The 16,093-nt window shown below is 69.9% G+C and carries 16 protein-coding genes; 8 read left to right on the top strand and 8 right to left on the bottom strand.

The window, feature by feature from the left end:
- Positions 1-27: 27 nt before the first annotated feature.
- Positions 28-615, bottom strand: coding sequence for a TetR/AcrR family transcriptional regulator (locus ACFW2E_RS12165; protein ID WP_384465323.1), 588 nt, complete (start codon positions 613-615; stop codon positions 28-30).
- A 277-nt stretch (positions 616-892) separates the two neighbouring features.
- Between ACFW2E_RS12165 and ACFW2E_RS12160 the strand changes: the two genes are divergently transcribed.
- On the top strand, positions 893-1,516 hold the full coding sequence (locus ACFW2E_RS12160; RefSeq protein WP_384465320.1) for an FMN-dependent NADH-azoreductase: 624 nt from the start codon (positions 893-895) through the stop codon (positions 1,514-1,516).
- On the opposite strand, the gene ACFW2E_RS12155 is transcribed toward ACFW2E_RS12160, so the two are convergent.
- The 4 genes from ACFW2E_RS12155 to ACFW2E_RS12140 form a co-directional block, all read right to left on the bottom strand.
- Positions 1,422-1,874 (bottom strand): hypothetical protein, encoded by a 453-nt coding sequence (locus tag ACFW2E_RS12155; RefSeq protein ID WP_384465318.1) that lies wholly within the window; start codon positions 1,872-1,874, stop codon positions 1,422-1,424. The two genes, ACFW2E_RS12160 and ACFW2E_RS12155, sit on opposite strands and share 95 nt — an antisense overlap.
- A gap of 18 nt (positions 1,875-1,892) precedes the next feature.
- Entirely contained in the window at positions 1,893-2,204 is a 312-nt protein-coding gene (locus ACFW2E_RS12150) for a hypothetical protein (RefSeq protein ID WP_384465315.1), read from the bottom strand.
- Positions 2,205-2,338: 134 nt separating this feature from the next.
- Complete coding sequence (locus tag ACFW2E_RS12145) at positions 2,339-3,133, bottom strand: SDR family NAD(P)-dependent oxidoreductase (protein ID WP_384465312.1); 795 nt, start codon at positions 3,131-3,133, stop codon at positions 2,339-2,341.
- Positions 3,134-3,222: 89 nt separating this feature from the next.
- Positions 3,223-3,798: a TetR/AcrR family transcriptional regulator gene (locus tag ACFW2E_RS12140; RefSeq protein WP_384465309.1), complete on the bottom strand. Its 576-nt coding sequence runs from the start codon at positions 3,796-3,798 to the stop codon at positions 3,223-3,225.
- Between the two features lie 743 nt (positions 3,799-4,541).
- Here ACFW2E_RS12140 and ACFW2E_RS12135 point away from each other — a divergent pair.
- From ACFW2E_RS12135 to ACFW2E_RS12125, 3 genes are read left to right on the top strand one after another with little or no spacing between them, the layout of a single operon-like run.
- A complete protein-coding gene (locus tag ACFW2E_RS12135) occupies positions 4,542-6,335 on the top strand; it encodes an FAD-dependent oxidoreductase (protein ID WP_384465306.1) in 1,794 nt (597 codons plus the stop codon).
- A gap of 4 nt (positions 6,336-6,339) precedes the next feature.
- Entirely contained in the window at positions 6,340-7,395 is a 1,056-nt protein-coding gene (locus tag ACFW2E_RS12130; RefSeq protein ID WP_384465302.1) for a maleylacetate reductase, read from the top strand.
- Positions 7,392-8,303 (top strand): intradiol ring-cleavage dioxygenase, encoded by a 912-nt coding sequence (locus tag ACFW2E_RS12125; RefSeq protein ID WP_384465299.1) that lies wholly within the window; start codon positions 7,392-7,394, stop codon positions 8,301-8,303. The genes ACFW2E_RS12130 and ACFW2E_RS12125 overlap by 4 nt, the downstream gene beginning before the upstream one ends.
- A 59-nt stretch (positions 8,304-8,362) precedes the next feature.
- Here ACFW2E_RS12125 and ACFW2E_RS12120 read toward each other — a convergent pair whose 3' ends face one another.
- Entirely contained in the window at positions 8,363-9,307 is a 945-nt protein-coding gene (locus ACFW2E_RS12120; protein ID WP_384465296.1) for a helix-turn-helix domain-containing protein, read from the bottom strand.
- Positions 9,308-9,352: 45 nt separating this feature from the next.
- A complete protein-coding gene (locus ACFW2E_RS12115) occupies positions 9,353-10,261 on the bottom strand; it encodes a LysR substrate-binding domain-containing protein (protein WP_384465293.1) in 909 nt (302 codons plus the stop codon).
- Positions 10,262-10,344: 83 nt separating this feature from the next.
- Here ACFW2E_RS12115 and ACFW2E_RS12110 point away from each other — a divergent pair, with 83 nt between their 5' ends.
- The 3 genes from ACFW2E_RS12110 to ACFW2E_RS12100 are packed head-to-tail and all read left to right on the top strand — an operon-like array spanning position 10,345 to position 12,883.
- The gene (locus ACFW2E_RS12110; protein WP_384465290.1) at positions 10,345-11,547 is read left to right on the top strand and encodes a thiolase family protein; all 1,203 of its coding nucleotides are present in this window, start codon (positions 10,345-10,347) and stop codon (positions 11,545-11,547) included.
- Positions 11,544-12,215 (top strand): 3-oxoacid CoA-transferase subunit A, encoded by a 672-nt coding sequence (locus ACFW2E_RS12105; protein ID WP_384465287.1) that lies wholly within the window; start codon positions 11,544-11,546, stop codon positions 12,213-12,215. The genes ACFW2E_RS12110 and ACFW2E_RS12105 overlap by 4 nt, the downstream gene beginning before the upstream one ends.
- Positions 12,212-12,883, top strand: a complete 672-nt coding sequence (locus tag ACFW2E_RS12100) for a 3-oxoacid CoA-transferase subunit B (protein ID WP_384465284.1) — start codon at positions 12,212-12,214, stop codon at positions 12,881-12,883. Before ACFW2E_RS12105 ends, ACFW2E_RS12100 begins: the two co-directional genes overlap by 4 nt.
- Before the next feature lie 459 nt (positions 12,884-13,342).
- Here the strand turns inward: ACFW2E_RS12100 and ACFW2E_RS12095 are convergent, their stop codons facing one another.
- Complete coding sequence (locus ACFW2E_RS12095; protein WP_384465281.1) at positions 13,343-14,485, bottom strand: ROK family protein; 1,143 nt, start codon at positions 14,483-14,485, stop codon at positions 13,343-13,345.
- 89 nt (positions 14,486-14,574) lie between these two features.
- Between ACFW2E_RS12095 and ACFW2E_RS12090 the strand changes: the two genes are divergently transcribed.
- The gene (locus tag ACFW2E_RS12090; RefSeq protein WP_384465278.1) at positions 14,575-15,870 is read left to right on the top strand and encodes a DUF1479 domain-containing protein; all 1,296 of its coding nucleotides are present in this window, start codon (positions 14,575-14,577) and stop codon (positions 15,868-15,870) included.
- Positions 15,871-16,093 lie beyond the last annotated feature (223 nt).

Here is a 16,093-nt window from a genome sequence, read left to right as displayed (position 1 = left end):
CCCGAGAGGGGAGGGGCCGCCGACCGGTCAGTGTGCCGCGACCAGAACAGTGACCCCATGGAGCAGGACCTCGCCTGCGGCTTGGGCGTCGCCGAGGTAGCCGGCCACCATCGAGCCGTCGCGCAGAGCCACCATGGAGTCGGCGGACTGCTCGGGGCTGGCCGCGCCAAGTCGCCGGAAAGCGTCCCGCAGAACCTCACGGAACCAGCCGCGATGGCGCAGTACCGCCTGGTGGATCACGCTCCCGGGATCAGGGTACTCAGCGGCGGCGTTGATGAACGGACAGCCTCGGAAGCCCGTCCCGCACACCTCCTGGCCGATGCCGTGCGCCACCGCGACGAGGAACTCGGCGGGGGAGGAGATCTCCTTCTCGGCCGCGGTGACGCGGTCCCGGATCTGCTGGTCGGTCGCCTCCAGATAGGCGCGCACCAGATCGTCCTTGCCGTCGAAATGCCGGTAGAAGGTGCCCCGCGCCACGTCGGCCTCCGCCATGACGCGATCGACTCCGACGCTGCGGATGCCCTCGCTGTAGAAGAGCCGGCTCGCGGTGCCCAGCAGTCGCTCGCGCGCCTCGGAGCGGCGGACGGGCGCGGACACATCCTCTGTCTTCGACATGACACCAAGGATAGAACGGTCTTTCTGCTTGCGGACGGGCCGCAAGATGCCCCGGCACCCTCAACAGGACATCGCCGGCGCCCGGATCGCAGTGCACGGTCGCCTTCGGCAACTCGTCCGAGAGGCGCACCGCGTCCCCTGGCGGGCAAGTGATTGAACTCTCACTAGTTGAGCATTCAACAAAATTCTCCTAGGGTGGCGTGCGTAGCGACCGGGCGGACGTGTCCCGGTCGCCCCGAATGTGGATTGACCAATACAGAAAGACCAGGGACACCTCATGCCTCACCTGCTGCACATCGACTCCAGCGCCCGTGGCGAAGGCTCCGCGAGCCGTCGGCTGTCCGCCGAGTACGTCCGGGTGTGGAGGGATCGCAACCCGCACGGCACAGTCACCTACCGCGACCTCGCCGTCGACATCCCGGACTTCGTCTCCCCGGAGTGGATCACCGGTGTCTTCGGTCCCGCCGAGGCCGCGAACGCCGACACGAAGGCGGCCCTGGAGGCTTCCGAGCGTCTGATCGGCGAGATCGAGTCCGCCGACGTCCTGGTGCTCGGTGTGCCGATGTACAACTTCGGCGTCCCGGCCACCTTCAAGGCCTGGATCGACCAGGTGGTCATGGCGGGCCGCACCTTCGCGTTCGGCGAGTACGGTCCCGAGGGCCTGCTGAAGGGCAAGAAGGCCGTCGTCCTGCGGTCGTCGGGCAGCGACTTCGACAACCCCGCCTTCGCGCCGATGGACTTCCACGCCCCCTACATCCGCGGCGTCCTCGGCTGGATCGGCATCGCGGACGTGGAGATCATCGCGGTCAACGGCTTCGCGGCGGAACAGATCGACGCCGCAGTGCGCGAGGCGGGCAACGCGATTGCCGCCTCCGCAGGCGCCGCGTCGCCGGCTGCCTGACCCGGGGACGCGCGGTGCGCCGGATACGGGTCCGTGCCCTGCCCGGGCCCGTCCACGCCCCGGCCATGGGCCAGACCGCTCTCCCGCGTACGAAGAGCCTGTGACCGGTGGTCGTCGAGCGAACCGGTGCGCTCGGCGCCGGGCTCGCTGTACGCCTGCGAGCATCTCCGATGTCCGGCTCGTCCCGCCCCGGGGCGGGCGGCAGTTCGAAGACCGCTCCGGTGATCTCCGGGTGGGAGCGCAGTACGGCGGCGGGGACGGCGCCGAGGGCTCCGCCGAGGTCGACGACGTGGCGGGCGCAGGCCCAGTCGAAGTCGGCGGCGAGGGCTCCCGTCAGGGGGGTGCTGACACCGTTCATGCCACTGAGGAAGTCGCGTCAGGCGACCGGATCCTGGCTGAGCGTGGCGAAGAACCGGGCCCCGCTGTGTGTGACCTCGTTCTGGTGGGTGCCGGTCTGCAGGGCGTTGGTGAGGTCGCCCCAGAACCCGAAGAGACGGGCGTTGGCCTCGGGGGTGCAGCCCACGCAGGAAGGCCTGGCCCGGTCCGGGAACAGCTCCGTCGCGGCGCTGTTCCGGTAGACGCCCTCCTTCACGAGAGCGTTGGGCTCGCCGTTGATCGGGTCCCGGTGGGATTCGGCCCTGCACTCGACTGGGTCCGCGAGTGGGTGCGCGCGTGAACGCGCGCCCAACGGCCGGATGTGAAGCCACCGGTGAGCGCTACGCATCCGGCGTCGCCGGTGAACTCATCCGCTTTGGGCCGGAACCGAGGTGGGCCCGTGGCGCTCGGCGTCGAGGGATTGTGCAGGGTGTGCGTCGAGGGACGTCAGAGCGTCTTGATCTGACCGCCGTCGATGACGGTCTCCGTTCCGGTGATGTTGGCGGAGACGGGGGAGGCGAGGAACAGGGCGAGGTCGGCGACCTCGTGCGCCTCGGTGACCCGGCCAGAGCTGATGCCCATGCTCTGCGGCACGACCACGTCGATCGCTTCCTGTGCGGTGGTGCCGGCGGCCGCGGCGGTGGCCTCGGCGAAGCCGCCCGGCGCGGTCCAGAAGGGGGTGCGGACGGGCCCCGGGGCGATGGCGTTGACACGGACGCCCTGCGGGGCGAATTCCTCGGACAGCGACTTGTTCAGGTTGGTCAGCGCGGCCTTGGCCGCCGAGTAGTCCACCACCATGGGGAAGGGCAGCCGGGCGTTGATCGAGCTGATGTTCACGATCGCCGCGCCGTCGGCCGCCACCAGGTGGGGGAGCGCCGCGCGGCTGGCACGTACGGCGCTGAAGAAGGTCAGATCGAAGATCCGCTGCCAGTCCGCGTCGCTTACCTTGAGGAATCCGTCGCGAGGCTCGGCGACGCCGACGTTGTTGACAAGGATGTCAAGGCGCTGGTGGCGTTCCACGGCCCGCTGGACCAGGGTCTCGGCTCCCTCCGGGGTGGACAGGTCGACGGGCACGATCGTGACGTCGTGGCCGGCCGCCAGAGCGTCCAGTTCGGGAGTGGAGGTGCGGCTGCCTGCCACGACCTTGACGCCCTCGCGGGCCAGCGCCTCGACGACGGCCAGGCCGATGCCCTTGCTGGCCCCCGTGACAACAGCGACCTTGTCCTTGAGGTGCAGTTCCATGACAATCCCTTTCTGGATTGATCGATACATAATGATGGTAGGCCGAATCCCGGAGGGCGGCACGGCGGCAGCGGGTGGCCCTGCGGTGGTCAGTCCAGCGCGCGCATCGCGATGGCCAGCGCGTCCTCGGCGAACTCCTTGCCCACGCGCGCACGGCCGACCACGCGCACCCCTTGGATGAACGTGGTCAGGAACCGGGCCAGCTCCTTCGGGTCCTTCTCCGGAGACAGCTCGCCCCGCGCCTGTGCCCGCTCCAGAGCGCCGGCGAGGGCGGACTCGACCTGTCGAATCGCCGTGATGACGCGGTCTGCCGCCGAGGGCTGGTCGCCGCACTGCGCGGCGGCGTTGACCACGAGGCAGCCCCGCGTGGGGTCGGCCAGGTCCGCCTCGATCATGGAGGCGAGGACCTTGCGGACCGCGGCCCGGATGTCGGGCGCGCCGTCGAGGGTCTCCTCCAGGCCGCTGCCCTGGAGGGAGACGTAGCGCTCGAGGGAGCGGATGTAGAGCTGTTCCTTCGAGCCGAAGGCCGCGTAGAAGCTGCCGCTGCCTATGGACAGCTCCTTCAGCAGGTCCTGCAGGGATGTCTCGGCGTAGCCGCGGCGCCAGAACAGGTCCATGGCGCGGTCTACGGCCTGATCGATGTCGAACTCCCTGGTGCGTGCCATACCGACAGGGTAGCGCCCTTTGTGGAATAGTCAATCAAGTATAGGACGCGGCGGTCCACGGTCATTGCCTCGAGGGCAGCGCACATCAGGTCGGAGCCGACCGCGGGACACCACCCCCGTGGGCGGCGTCGGCATCGGCCGGGGGCAATGGCAACTGGGCAACATCGTCCTGGACCTGCTCCGCGCGGGACGATCCCAGCAGGCCCCGCCATGCGGCGACGGTGGGGCTGCGCCGCAGCGGGGCCCGGCACAGCACAGTGCTTTTGCGCGCTTCTGTCCGGTGCCTTCCACGAACAGGTCGTCGGGTTCAGCCTTCCGGCACAGCCCCCGTTCGATCCATTTGGTGTCCGCCATGCGGTGCGCGCGTCCTCTTGCGCTGACCTGCCTTGCATGTTGTTCCGCTCCGGGAGCAACGGGCCTGTGGCATCGTGCCGTTCGCGGATCGATCCCGTATCTGCCGCGCACTGTCACACCTTTGGGCGGGCCGTGTCGGTGATGTGCGCGGGCAGCGCCACGGGCGCCGGCCCACGGGCGCCGGCCCACGTGCGGCACCTCGGCGCCGTACCGCCGTGAAGGCGTCGGCCACCGACCCACCCGGAGGGCCACCGTGTTCCCGGTCTTCGCGGATCCGCCACTTCTTGGCGTTCCCGCCGACCTCGCGGCCATCCCGTTCCGTGCCGGCCGGACGGGTCTCACACTGACGTCGCCGGCACCGACGCCGGATCGATGAAAGGCCGCACACCATGCCCATATTCAGCGACGGGATCGCCGAGACCGAACTGCCTGCCGACTCTGCCGTGACGACCGATGTCGTGGTCGTCGGTTCCGGTCCCGCGGGCGCCTCTGCCGCGCTGCTGCTGTCGACGCGGGGCGTCGACACCATCATGATCACGAAGTACCGGTGGACGGCCAACACTCCCCGCGCGCACATCACCAACCAGCGGGCCATGGAGGTCTTTCGCGATCTCGGCATCGAGGACCAGGTGCTGGCGGACGCCACCGAACACGGTCTGGTCGGCGACACCGTGTTCTGCACCAGCATCGCCGGTGAGGAGATCGGCCGGATCCACACCTGGGGCACACGCCCCGACCGGGAGGCCGACTACCGTCTGGCGTCCCCCTGCCTGACCGTCGACATCCCGCAGACGTATCTCGAGCCGATCCTGGTGCGCAACGCGACACAGCGCGGTGCCCAGACGCGGTTCTCCACCGAGTACCTCTCCCACTCCCAGGACGCCGACGGCGTCACCGTCCAGGTCCTGGACCGGCTCACGGGGCAGGAGTACAGCATTCGCGCCAAGTACCTGATCGGTGCGGACGGCGCCCGCTCCAAGGTGGCCGCGGACATCGGCCTGCCGTTCGAAGGTGCCATGGACATCGCAGGGTCGATGAACATCACCTTCAAGGCCGACATCACCCGTCACGTCGCCCATCGGCCCTCCGTTCTGTACTGGGTCATCCAGCCGGGCTCGAACGTGGGCGGCATCGGTGCCGGACTGGTGCGCATGGTCCGCCCGTGGAACGAGTGGCTGATCGTGTGGGGCTACGACATCGCCGAGGAGCCCCCGGTGGTCGACGAGCAGGCCGCCGTCCAGATCGTGCGCAGCCTGCTGGGGATCCCGGATCTGGACGTGGAGATCACCGGCACCAGCCTGTGGGGCAACAACGAGATGTATGCGACCCGGCTGCAGCAGGGGCGGGTCTTCTGCGCGGGCGACGCCGTTCACCGGCACCCGCCGAGCAACGGCCTGGGCTCCAACACCTCCGTCCAGGACGCGTACAACCTCGCCTGGAAGATCGCTGCCGTACTCAAGGGGCATGCGGGTCCGTCCCTGCTGGAGACGTACAGCACCGAGCGGGCGCCCGTCGCGGAGCGCATCGTCAAGCGGGCCAACAAGTCCAGCCGCGAGTTCGTGGACATCTTCGAGGCGCTGGGCGTCCTCGATGCGGAGACCGAGGCGGAGATGGCCGCCGCCATCGAGGAGCGCAAGGCCAACACCCCTGCCGGCGCCGCCAAGCGGGCCGCCCTGGTCCGGGCGATGGACCTGAAGAACTACGAGTTCAACGCACACGGTGTCGAACTCGGCCAGCACTACACTTCGACGGCCGTGGTCTCCGACGGCACCGAACCGCCCGTCCCCGCACGCGACGCCGACCTCTACTACGAGATGTCCACCGTCCCCGGCGCGCACCTGCCGCACGCCTGGGTCGGCAACAGCGCGCAGCGCCGCGCCCTCATGGACCTGGCCCCCTACGACCGCTGGACCCTCCTGACCGGCATCGCGGGCGAGCCGTGGGAAGAAGCGGCCGCGAAGGTCGGCCAGGCCCTGGGCATCCCGCTCACGGCCGTCGTCATCGGTCCGGGCCGCGAAGTGAGCGACCTGTACTACGACTGGGCCAAGCTGCGCGAGATCGGCGAAAGCGGTGTGCTGTTGGTGCGGCCCGACAAGCACATCGCCTGGCGGGCCATGGAGCTGCCCGAGAACCCTGAAGACGAGCTGCGGCGCGCCCTGCTCTCGATCCTGGGAAAGGACTGAACGCATGCACTTCGTACACGACACGCTCCCGCAGCGGGTGCGGTTCGCCTCCGGTGCGGCCGCTGAGGGGCTCGCCGCCGAGGTCGCCGCGCTCGGCGTGCGGCGGCTGATGGTCGTCACGGGAACGGCCGAGAAGGACCTGGCCGACCGCATCACCGCCGCCCTGCCCGTGGTTCACCAGCACAACGACGTCGTCATGCACGTGCCCGGCGACGTCGCTCAGCGGGCGCGGGCGGCTGCCGCCGAGTGGGACGTCGACGCCCTGGTCAGTGTCGGAGGCGGTTCGACCACAGGCCTCGCCAAGGCGGTCGCGCTGACCACGGGGTTGCCGATCATCGCGGTACCCACCACCTACGCCGGCTCCGAGGCAACCGCCGTGTGGGGGATGACCGAGGACTCCGTCAAGACCACCGGAACCGATCCGAAGGTCCTGCCGCGCGCCATCGTCTACGACGCCGCACTGACGCTCTCCCTGCCCGTCGAGCTGAGCGTCGCTTCGGGCCTGAACGCCCTGGCGCACTGCGTGGACTCCATGTGGGCCCCGCGGACCGACCCCATCAACCAGGCTCTGGCCGTCGAGGGCGCCTGGGCACTGCGCGTCGGCCTGCCGATGGTCGTCGCGCAGCCGGATTCGGTGGAAGGCCGGGAAAAGGCGCTGTACGGCGCGTACCTGTCCGCCTCGGCGTTCGCGTCCGCGGGCTCCGGGCTGCACCACAAGATCTGTCACGTGCTGGGTGGCATGTTCAACCTTCCGCACGCCCAGACCCACGCCGTCGTCCTGCCGCATGTCCTCGCGTTCAACGCTCCGGGTGTTCCGGAGGCCGAGCAGCGCCTCGCCGCGGCCCTCGGCGCGCCCACCGCCAACGAGGGACTGGCACGGCTGCGCGACCAGCTGAACGCCCCGCGCTCACTGGAAGACCTCGGGATGCCCGAGGCGGGCATCACCGACGTCGCCCAGGCCGTCGTCGCCGCTGCCCCGGCCGGCAACCCGCGGCCGGTCACTCTCGATGCGATCACCGAGCTCGTCCGCATGGCGTGGGAAGGAACCGAACCCCGATGACCCACAGCACCACCGCCCCCGGTGCCCCTGTCCCGGCCGAGCAGCAGGAGCGGGAGGCCGAGATCACCCGCAAGGTGCTCGAGTCCTTCGACGGCTGCACCGACCCTCGGCTGCGTCAGGTCATGCAGGCACTCGTCCGCCACCTGCACGCGTTCGTACGGGAGGTCCGCCTGACCGAGCAGGAGTGGAACAAGGGCATCGAGTTCCTCACCCGCACCGGTCACATCACCGACGAGCGCCGTCAGGAGTTCATCCTGCTCTCGGACGTGCTCGGCGCCTCCATGCAGACGGTCGCCGTCAACAACGAGGCGTACGGAGAGGCCACCGAAGCCACGGTCTTCGGGCCGTTCTTCCTCGAGAACAGCCCCGAGATCGAGCCCGGCGGCGACATCGCCTTCGGCGCCGAGGGAGAGCCCTGCTGGGTGGAGGGCACCGTCACCGACATCGCGGGCACGCCGGTGCCCGGGGCACGGATCGAGGTGTGGGAAGCGGACGAGGACGGTTTCTACGACACCCAGTACGGCGACGACCGGATGGCGGCGCGGGGACACGTGTTCACGGATTCCGACGGCCGCTACTCCTTCTGGGGTCTGACCCCGACCTCGTATCCCATCCCCCACGACGGGCCGGTGGGCAAGCTGCTGGAGGCGGTCGGCCGCTCTCCGATGCGAGCCCCGCACCTGCACTTCATGGTCAGCTCGCCCGGTCTGCGCACCCTGGTCACGCACATCTTCGTCCGTGGCGACGAATTCCTCGACAGTGACACCGTGTTCGGGGTCAAGGAGTCGCTCGTCAAGGACTTCGAGGCGCAGCCGGCGGGTACGCCCACCCCGAACGGACGCGACCTCGGCGACCGGGCCTGGTCCCGGGTCCGCTTCGACATCGTGCTGGCACCCGACGGCACATGACCGCTCCATCCGGATCTCCGGGCCGCAGAGGGCATCTGCAGCCCGGAGACCGGCCGGGCTCACGCGCGTGACCGCGCCTCGCGCAGCACGTCGGTGGCCCGCAGTCCGAAACGCTCCTTGAACCGGTGGGAGAAGTGGGCCGCCGATCCGAATCCGCAACGCGCGGCCACCTCCGCAACGGTCATTTCTCCCCCCTCCTGCTCCTGCAACAGCGACCGGGCACGCTCCAGGCGACGCAGAAGCAGATACTGCGGAACGGTCGAGCCGCCCGAGGCGAACACACGCGACAGATGGCGCTCGCTGATCCCGACGCCCCGGGCGATGCGGGCCGCCGAGAGCCCCGAGTCGGCCAGGTGCTCGTCGATGTACGCCTTGGCGACGGTCAGGTGAACCGTGGACAGGGAGGGTGCGCGACCGGTCACCACAGAACCGAGCAGGTCCAGCAGGACGTCCTCGTCCACGCTCGCGGAGGATTCCCGGCGCAGCGCCTGAGCGACGAGCGTGGCCAGGGTCCTGGTCTGCACGACGCCGTCGTCGACGACCAGCGGCTGCGGCAGGGAGGTCGGCCCGCCGAGATCACGCCACACCGCGCGCGGGACCTTGACCGCAAGCTCCTCCAGGCCGTGCGAGAAACCACGCATGAAGGGCTGGTCCGCGTCGCACACCAGCAGCTGTCCCGGATGCAGCAGCCGGACCCCGTCGTCGTGGTAGAAGAACGCGTCGCCCGCCAGGTTCAGGTAGCACGCCACGGCGTCCGAGGGCACTCGGCGGATCTCCGCTCGGGGCCGTTCGACGACGTGGGGACTGCCGAGCACCCGGGCCACATGCACCCTGGGGAGCTGGAGGTTGATCTCCGTCGCGTCCAGGGCGGCGTCCTGCAGGGAACGGCAGCGCAGCCCGATCAGGGTTTCGGCATTGTGCTCTTCCCACAGGGCGATGCGTTCGGCTTCGGGCAGGCCCACGGTGCTGAAGCGCACCGGAGCGCCTGTCGTCCCGCTCTTCATCGCTCCAGGGTAGAGGTCACGGTCCCGATCCCTCCAGGGTGGAGGTCACGGTCTCGCGGCGCTCGATCCGAGGTCGTCGACGCACTCTTCGATCACCGAGGAGACCTGCTCGATCGCGGGGGTGCCGCGACGGGCAAGGCGGGCGAGCGCCAGATCGACGGACTCGCTTTCGGCGAGTGGTACATAGGCCACGCTGCCGAGGCGGAGGCTCTGTACGGACTCGGGGACGAGCGCGACGCCGTGTCCGGCCGCGACGAAGACGACCAGGGTGGCCGTCTCGCCGACCTCCATCAGTGACGCGGGCCGGAACCCGGCCCGCCGGCACGCGGCCAGGACCCGGTCGTACATGGAGGAGCGGGCGCGGGACGGGTGGACGACGAACGGCTCACCGGCCAGGTCCTTCAGCGAGATGCGTCGCCGGCCTGCCAGTGGATGATGCGACGGCAGCACGGCCACCAGGGATTCGGAGCGCAGCCGCGTGGTACGGATGTCCTCGTGGTTCACCGTGCCACGGAGGACCGCGAGGTCGTACGTGCCGGCGAGCAGGCCGTCGACCAGGTCGGGGGTGAGGAGTTCGCCTCGCAGTTCCATGGTGATCCTGGGCAGCCGGGCACGTACGGTACGTGCGACCCGCGGCAGTACGTCGTAGGTGGCTGTGCCGATGAAGCCGACGGAGACGCGGCCGGCTTCGCCGGTGGCCAGCTCCCGCATGTGGAGACGGGCCCGCTCCTCCTCCGCGACGAGGGCGCGGGCGTGCTCGACGAGGTGACGGCCGGCTTCGGTCAGTGCGACGTGCCGGGTGGACCGGGTGAACAGCGAGGTCCCCAGGTCCTTCTCCAGCTGTTTGATCTGCTGGGAGAGTGCCGGCTGCGCCACGTGCAGGCGGGCGGCCGCACGTCCGAAATGGCATTCCTCGGCCAGCGCCAGGAAGTACCGGATCTGCCGTAGTTCCATGACCCTATTTTATAAGACTCCGTTATCAATCGATCGCGATTAGGTCTTGGACGCACTGAAGTGTGAGCTCCTACGGTGGCGGGGTGACCGAAAGTTATCTCTACGCGGCAGCGCGAACCCCCTTCGGCCGGTTCTCGGGCGCTCTCGCCCGTGTCCGGCCCGACGACCTCGCGGCACAGGTCATCAGCGGGACACTGGCACGGACCCCCGAACTGGAACCGGCGGAGATCGGCGACGTGGTCTGGGGAAACGCCAACGGTGCGGGTGAGGACAACCGCAACGTAGGCAGGATGGCCGTCCTGCTGGCCGGACTGCCCACCTCGGTACCCGCCACGACCGTCAACCGTCTGTGCGGGTCGTCCCTGGACGCCGCCCTCATCGCCTCCCGCGCCGTCGAAAGCGGCGACGCGGACATCGTTCTCACCGGCGGGGTCGAGTCGATGACCCGGGCCCCGTGGGTCCTGCCCAAGCCCGAGCGCGCCTTCCCGGCGGGGGACATGACCGCGGTGTCCACCACTCTCGGGTGGCGCCTGGTCAACGAGCGCATGCCCAAGGAATGGACGGTCTCCCTGGGCGAGGCGAACGAGCAGCTGGCCGACCGCTTCGCCATCTCCCGGGAGCGCCAGGACGAATTCGCCGCCCGTTCCCACCGCCTCGCCGACGAGGCGTGGAACGCCGGCTTCTACGACGACCTGATCGTCCCCGTCACGGACCGCGACGGCATCGCTCTGCAGCGGGACGAGGGGATCCGCCCCGGGTCCACCACCGAGAAACTCGCCACGCTCAAGCCGGCCTTCCGCGCCGACGGCGTGATCACGGCCGGCAACGCCTCACCGCTGAGCGACGGAGCCTCGGCGGTCCTGCTCGGCTCGGGCTCCGCCGCGGCACGCATCGGCATCGACCCCGTGGCCCGCATCGCGGGCCGGGGAGTCTTCGCGATGGACCCGCAGATGTTCGGTTACGCCCCCGTCGAGGCGGCGAACAGAGCACTGAAGCGGGCCGGCATCTCCTGGGCCGACGTCGCCGCGGTCGAACTCAACGAGGCATTCGCCGTGCAGGCTCTGGCCTGCGTGGATGCCTGGGACATCGATCCGGCGATCGTCAACACCAAGGGCGGTGCCATAGCGCTCGGCCATCCGCTGGGCGCCTCCGGCGGCAGGCTTCTGGGCACTCTGGCCCGCCGCCTGCAGGAGTCGGAGCGGCGATGGGGCGTCGCGGCCATCTGCATCGGAGTCGGCCAGGCGCTCGCCGTGGTCCTGGAGAACGTCACCGGGAGCAGCCGATGACCGCGCGGGTGTGCATTCATCCGGACGAGGCGGTGGCCGGCATCGAGGACGGCTCGACGGTACTCGTCGGAGGCTTCGGAATGGCCGGCATGCCGGTGGCCCTGATCGACGCCCTGATACGGCAGGGGGCCAGGGACCTCACGGTCGTCTCCAACAACGCCGGAAACGGCGACACCGGCCTTGCCGCGCTGCTGGCCGAGGGACGGGTCCGCAAGGTGATCTGCTCCTTCCCCCGTCAGGCGGACTCATGGGTGTTCGACGGCCTCTACCGGGCGGGCAGGATCGAGCTCGAAGTGGTACCCCAGGGCACTCTCGCGGAGCGGCTGAGGGCGGCCGGAGCGGGCATCGGCGCCTTCTTCTGCCCCACCGGCGCCGGCACGCTGCTCGCCGAGGGCAAGGAGGTACGCGAGATCAACGGCCGTACCCATGTCCTCGAATACCCCATCAGCGGAGACGTGGCGCTGATCAGCGCCCACCGTGCCGACCGTATGGGCAACCTCGTCTACCGCAAGACCGCCCGGAACTTCGGCCCCGTCATGGCCACCGCGGCCACCACGGTGGTCGCCCAGGTCCGCCGGATCGTCGGGACCGGCGCGATCGACCCGGAAACCGTTGTGACACCCAGCATCTTCGTCGACCGCGTGGTAGAGGTGGCTGATCACGCATGACCCAGAATCCTCCGGTGATGAGCGAACAGGGCCCGCTGAGCAAGCACGACATCGCCGCCCTGGTGGCTCGTGACATCCCGCAGGGCGCCTACGTCAACCTGGGCATCGGCCAGCCGACCCTCGTCGCCGACCACCTGGCCGCCGACTCCGGCGTCATCCTGCACACCGAGAACGGCATGCTCAACATGGGACCCGCCGCGGGAGAGGGGCAGGTCGATCCGGACCTGACCAACGCCGGCAAGGTCCCCGTCACCGAACTGCCCGGAGCCGCCTACTTCCACCACGCCGACTCCTTCGCGATGATGCGCGGCGGACATCTGGACATCTGCGTCCTCGGTGCGTTCCAGGTCTCCGCACACGGCGACCTGGCCAACTGGCACACGGGCGCGCCCGACGCCATCCCCGCGGTGGGCGGGGCCATGGACCTGGCGATCGGGGCGAAGCAGGTCTTCGTGATGATGGACCTCTTCACCAGGGACGGAACGCCCAAGCTGGTAGGTGAGTGCAGCTACCCGCTCACCGGGCTCGCCTGTGTGAACCGCGTCTACACGGACCTGGCGGTGTTCGACATCACCCCGCGTGGGGTCGGCGTGAGGCAGACCTTCGGCATCGATGTGCGTGAGCTCGCCGATCGCCTGGACCTGCCCTTGCTCGGCGAGGACGCGTGAACCGGCGAGCCGCTCGTCACGATCCTCCGAAACCGGCGGGCGCGCACGCCCGGCCTCCCTGGTGCCCTGACGGGCACCAGGCCTGCCCGTAGGGATACGGCGGCGCTTCCGTGGACCCACAGCACCTCGTCGAGCGCCTCGTCCACCCCGGCACTGCCGTTGTGAAGACTGCTCGCAAAGCGCCTGCCGACCTGCAGCAGGCGCAGGAAATGTGTTCCTGGGGAGCTGGTGCGGCTGCTCTGCCCCGAAGCCCTGCGACGTGCGGCAAGAGAGCTTGGCACGGCCTTGTCCGCCCTCATGACGCCGCCCGCGAGGCAACGACGGACATGCTCTCCAGTGAGCCGGCCGACGCCCTGGCCGTTCTGTCCGGGGAGGTCGTGGACGGGTGCTGCGAACGTCGCCGCCAGGCGAACCCTCTCTGCCGCTCCGCCTCGCTCTCCGGCCGTCGTGCCGGTGGTGCTACCGGTCCGACGCTGCGCGAGCCGACCGGACGATGAGTGAGCGGAGTTCTTCCACAGCCCGGACGCGCGCCCCGGTCAGTTCGGGTGACGACAGCGTGGCCTGAGCGAGGGGGACGGGGCGTGGCGTACGGCGGAAGTGCTCGTCGAGGGTCGTGACGATGCCGGGGCACGTTCCCCATTCACCACCGATGACGATCATCTGCGGGTCGGCGAGAGAGACGGCGGCGGAAAGGACGCCGCCGATGGCCTGCGCCAGCGCTGCACGGATCCGCTGTGCCCGCTCATCGTGTCGGCGGAGGAGGTCCTGGAGTACCGGGACGTCGATGGCGGTGGAGGAGGGCCGGCGCAGACCGAGGACAGCGAAGACTTCGGTGAAGGCCATGGCCGAGCCGTCCGGCCCCGCCGTGCAGAGATGTGCGATCTCGCCCACGAGCCCTGTGTGCCCGCGTCGGACGGTGCCGTCGCTCACCACGGCGCAACCGAGGCCCTCGCCGAGGTGGAGGTAGACGAAGTCGTCGACATCCTGGGCGCAGCCGGCCTGGTGCTCGGCGCGGGCGGCCCAGTTCACGTCGTTGTCCACCAGCACGGGCCCGGTCACGCAGCCGGCGAGGACGGCGGGCGGGTCCAGGTCGCCGACCAGGAAGGGGGCGTCGGGCAGGTGGACAAGCCGGCCGGTTGCGCGGTCCACGGGGTCGGCGGCGCTGACCACCGCGAGGCGCAGCCGGCCGGGGACCCGCTCTGCCAACTGCTCCGCAACCGCAGTGAAGGCTTCAGCGGCCGCCTGCGGTCCCGAACTGGCTTCCAGCGGGGTCCGGACCTGCCCGTGGACCTCGCCGAGGGCGTCGACCGCTTCGGCCGTAACGCCGTGCGGGGTGATGCCGGCCACCAGCGCGGCGCCGAGCTGCGGGGCGAGGGCGTAGTAGGAGCCGACTCGTCCGCGTCCGGTGGTGCGCTCGCCGGTGTCGACCACCAGACCCGCCTGGCTGAGCCGCTGGACGCTGTCGGAGATCGTCGGCTTGGAGATCCCGGTATGTGCGGAGATCTCCGCTCTGGTCAGGCGCGGATGGGCCATGAGCGAGCGCAGCACGTGCTCGTCGCTCAGGGTGCGCAGCAGTTCCAGTGACGGCTTCGGCTGGGTCATGCCCCCATTCTAGTAAGGACTCTTGCCTAAAAGCTCGGGACTGCCTACCGTCGTATTTAGTAAGGAGTCCTCACCAAAGGAGTCGAGCGATGACGCTCGCCGCTGAACCACACCGCGCCCCCGTCCTGCCGCACTGGGAGCAGACACCCGCGGACCTCGCCGCCGCCATCCGCGAGATCAAGCCCGCTCTGCGCGCCCGCATCGAGGCTTCGGGCCGCACGGTCCAGGAGGTCTTCGCCGCCGTCGAGCAGCGCATCGAGGTGCGCGTCGCCGAGATCGAGGCCGACCGTGGGCGCGGGGAGGACGTGTGGCCCGTCCTGGATTACGCCGCGATCGCCGACGGAACCGTCACGCCGGCCCAGATGACCGAACTCAAGAGGCGCGGCTGCCTGGTCGTCCGTGGTCACTTCCCGCGCGAGCAGGCGCTGGCCTGGGACGCCGACATCGTCGACTACGCCGAACGCAACGAGTTCTTCGGGAACTACACCGGGCCCGGCGACGACTTCTTCGGAAGTGTCGGCTCCAAGCCCGAGATCTACCCCGTCTACTGGTCGCAGGCCCAGATGCAGGCCCGCCAGTCCGAGCGCATGGCCACCGTCCAGTCCTTCCTCAACTCCTTCTGGCAGCACACCTCGGACGACGGCACCCAGTGGTTCGACCCGGACCGCGACGCGCTGTACCCAGACCGCATCCGCCGCCGCCCGCCGGGCACCGATTCCTCCGGCCTGGGCACCCACTGCGACCCGGGCACGCTCGACCTGTGGATGACCCGGGAGTACCAGAAGGCGTTCCGGCACCTCTTCGACGGCAGCGTCGAGCAGTACGACCCCTGGGACGCGGCCCACCGCACCACCGGGCCCCAGTACCCCGGCTCCACCATGTGCTCGGCCTTCCGCACCTTCCAGGGCTGGACCGCGCTGTCCGACATGGACGCAGACCAGGGCGTGCTGCACACCGTGCCGATCCCGGAGATCATGGCCTACCTGCTGCTGCGCCCGCTCCTGCCGGACGTGCCCGAGGACTCGATGTGCGGAGTGACCGTCAACCAGGTCTTCCCGGTCACCAAGCGCTGGCATCCGACGCTCTACCGCGCCCTCACCCCGATCCCGGACGTGCGCGCGGGTGACTCGGTGTGGTGGCACTGCGACATGATCCACAGCGTTGCCCCGGTCACTGATCAGAAGGGCTGGGGGAATGTCATGTACATCCCCGCTGCCCCGTGGTGTGCCCGCAACGAGCGCTACGCCGCCGAGGTCCGCGAGGCCTTCGTCACCGGCTCAAGCCCCGGTGACTTCCCCGAGGAGCACTACGAGCGTTCCTGGAGCGGCCGGTTCACCATCGATCAGCTCAATGAAACCGGCCGCCGAGGGCTGGGTCTGGACTGAACCGAAGACGTCGGGTACGTCGCGGGGCCGCGGTGAATGAAGGCCGGCGCGGGGTCATGGAAATGGGCACCGGTCGTGGATGCCGGGCCCGCTCGTGGGGGAGGGGGCGGGGGGGGGGCGCGCGGGCGCCCGGGGCCGGGGAGCCGGCCCCCCCCGCCGCCGCCCGGGGGCCGACGCTCGCACCGGCGGCGGAGCAGGACCAGGAGGATCACCAGGTTCAGGG

The organism is Streptomyces sp. NPDC058964 (genome assembly GCF_042741275.1).
GTDB lineage: Bacteria > Actinomycetota > Actinomycetes > Streptomycetales > Streptomycetaceae > Streptomyces.
The sequence above is the reverse complement of the archived record's forward strand: the minus strand, read 5'-3'. Positions and strand labels throughout refer to the sequence as shown.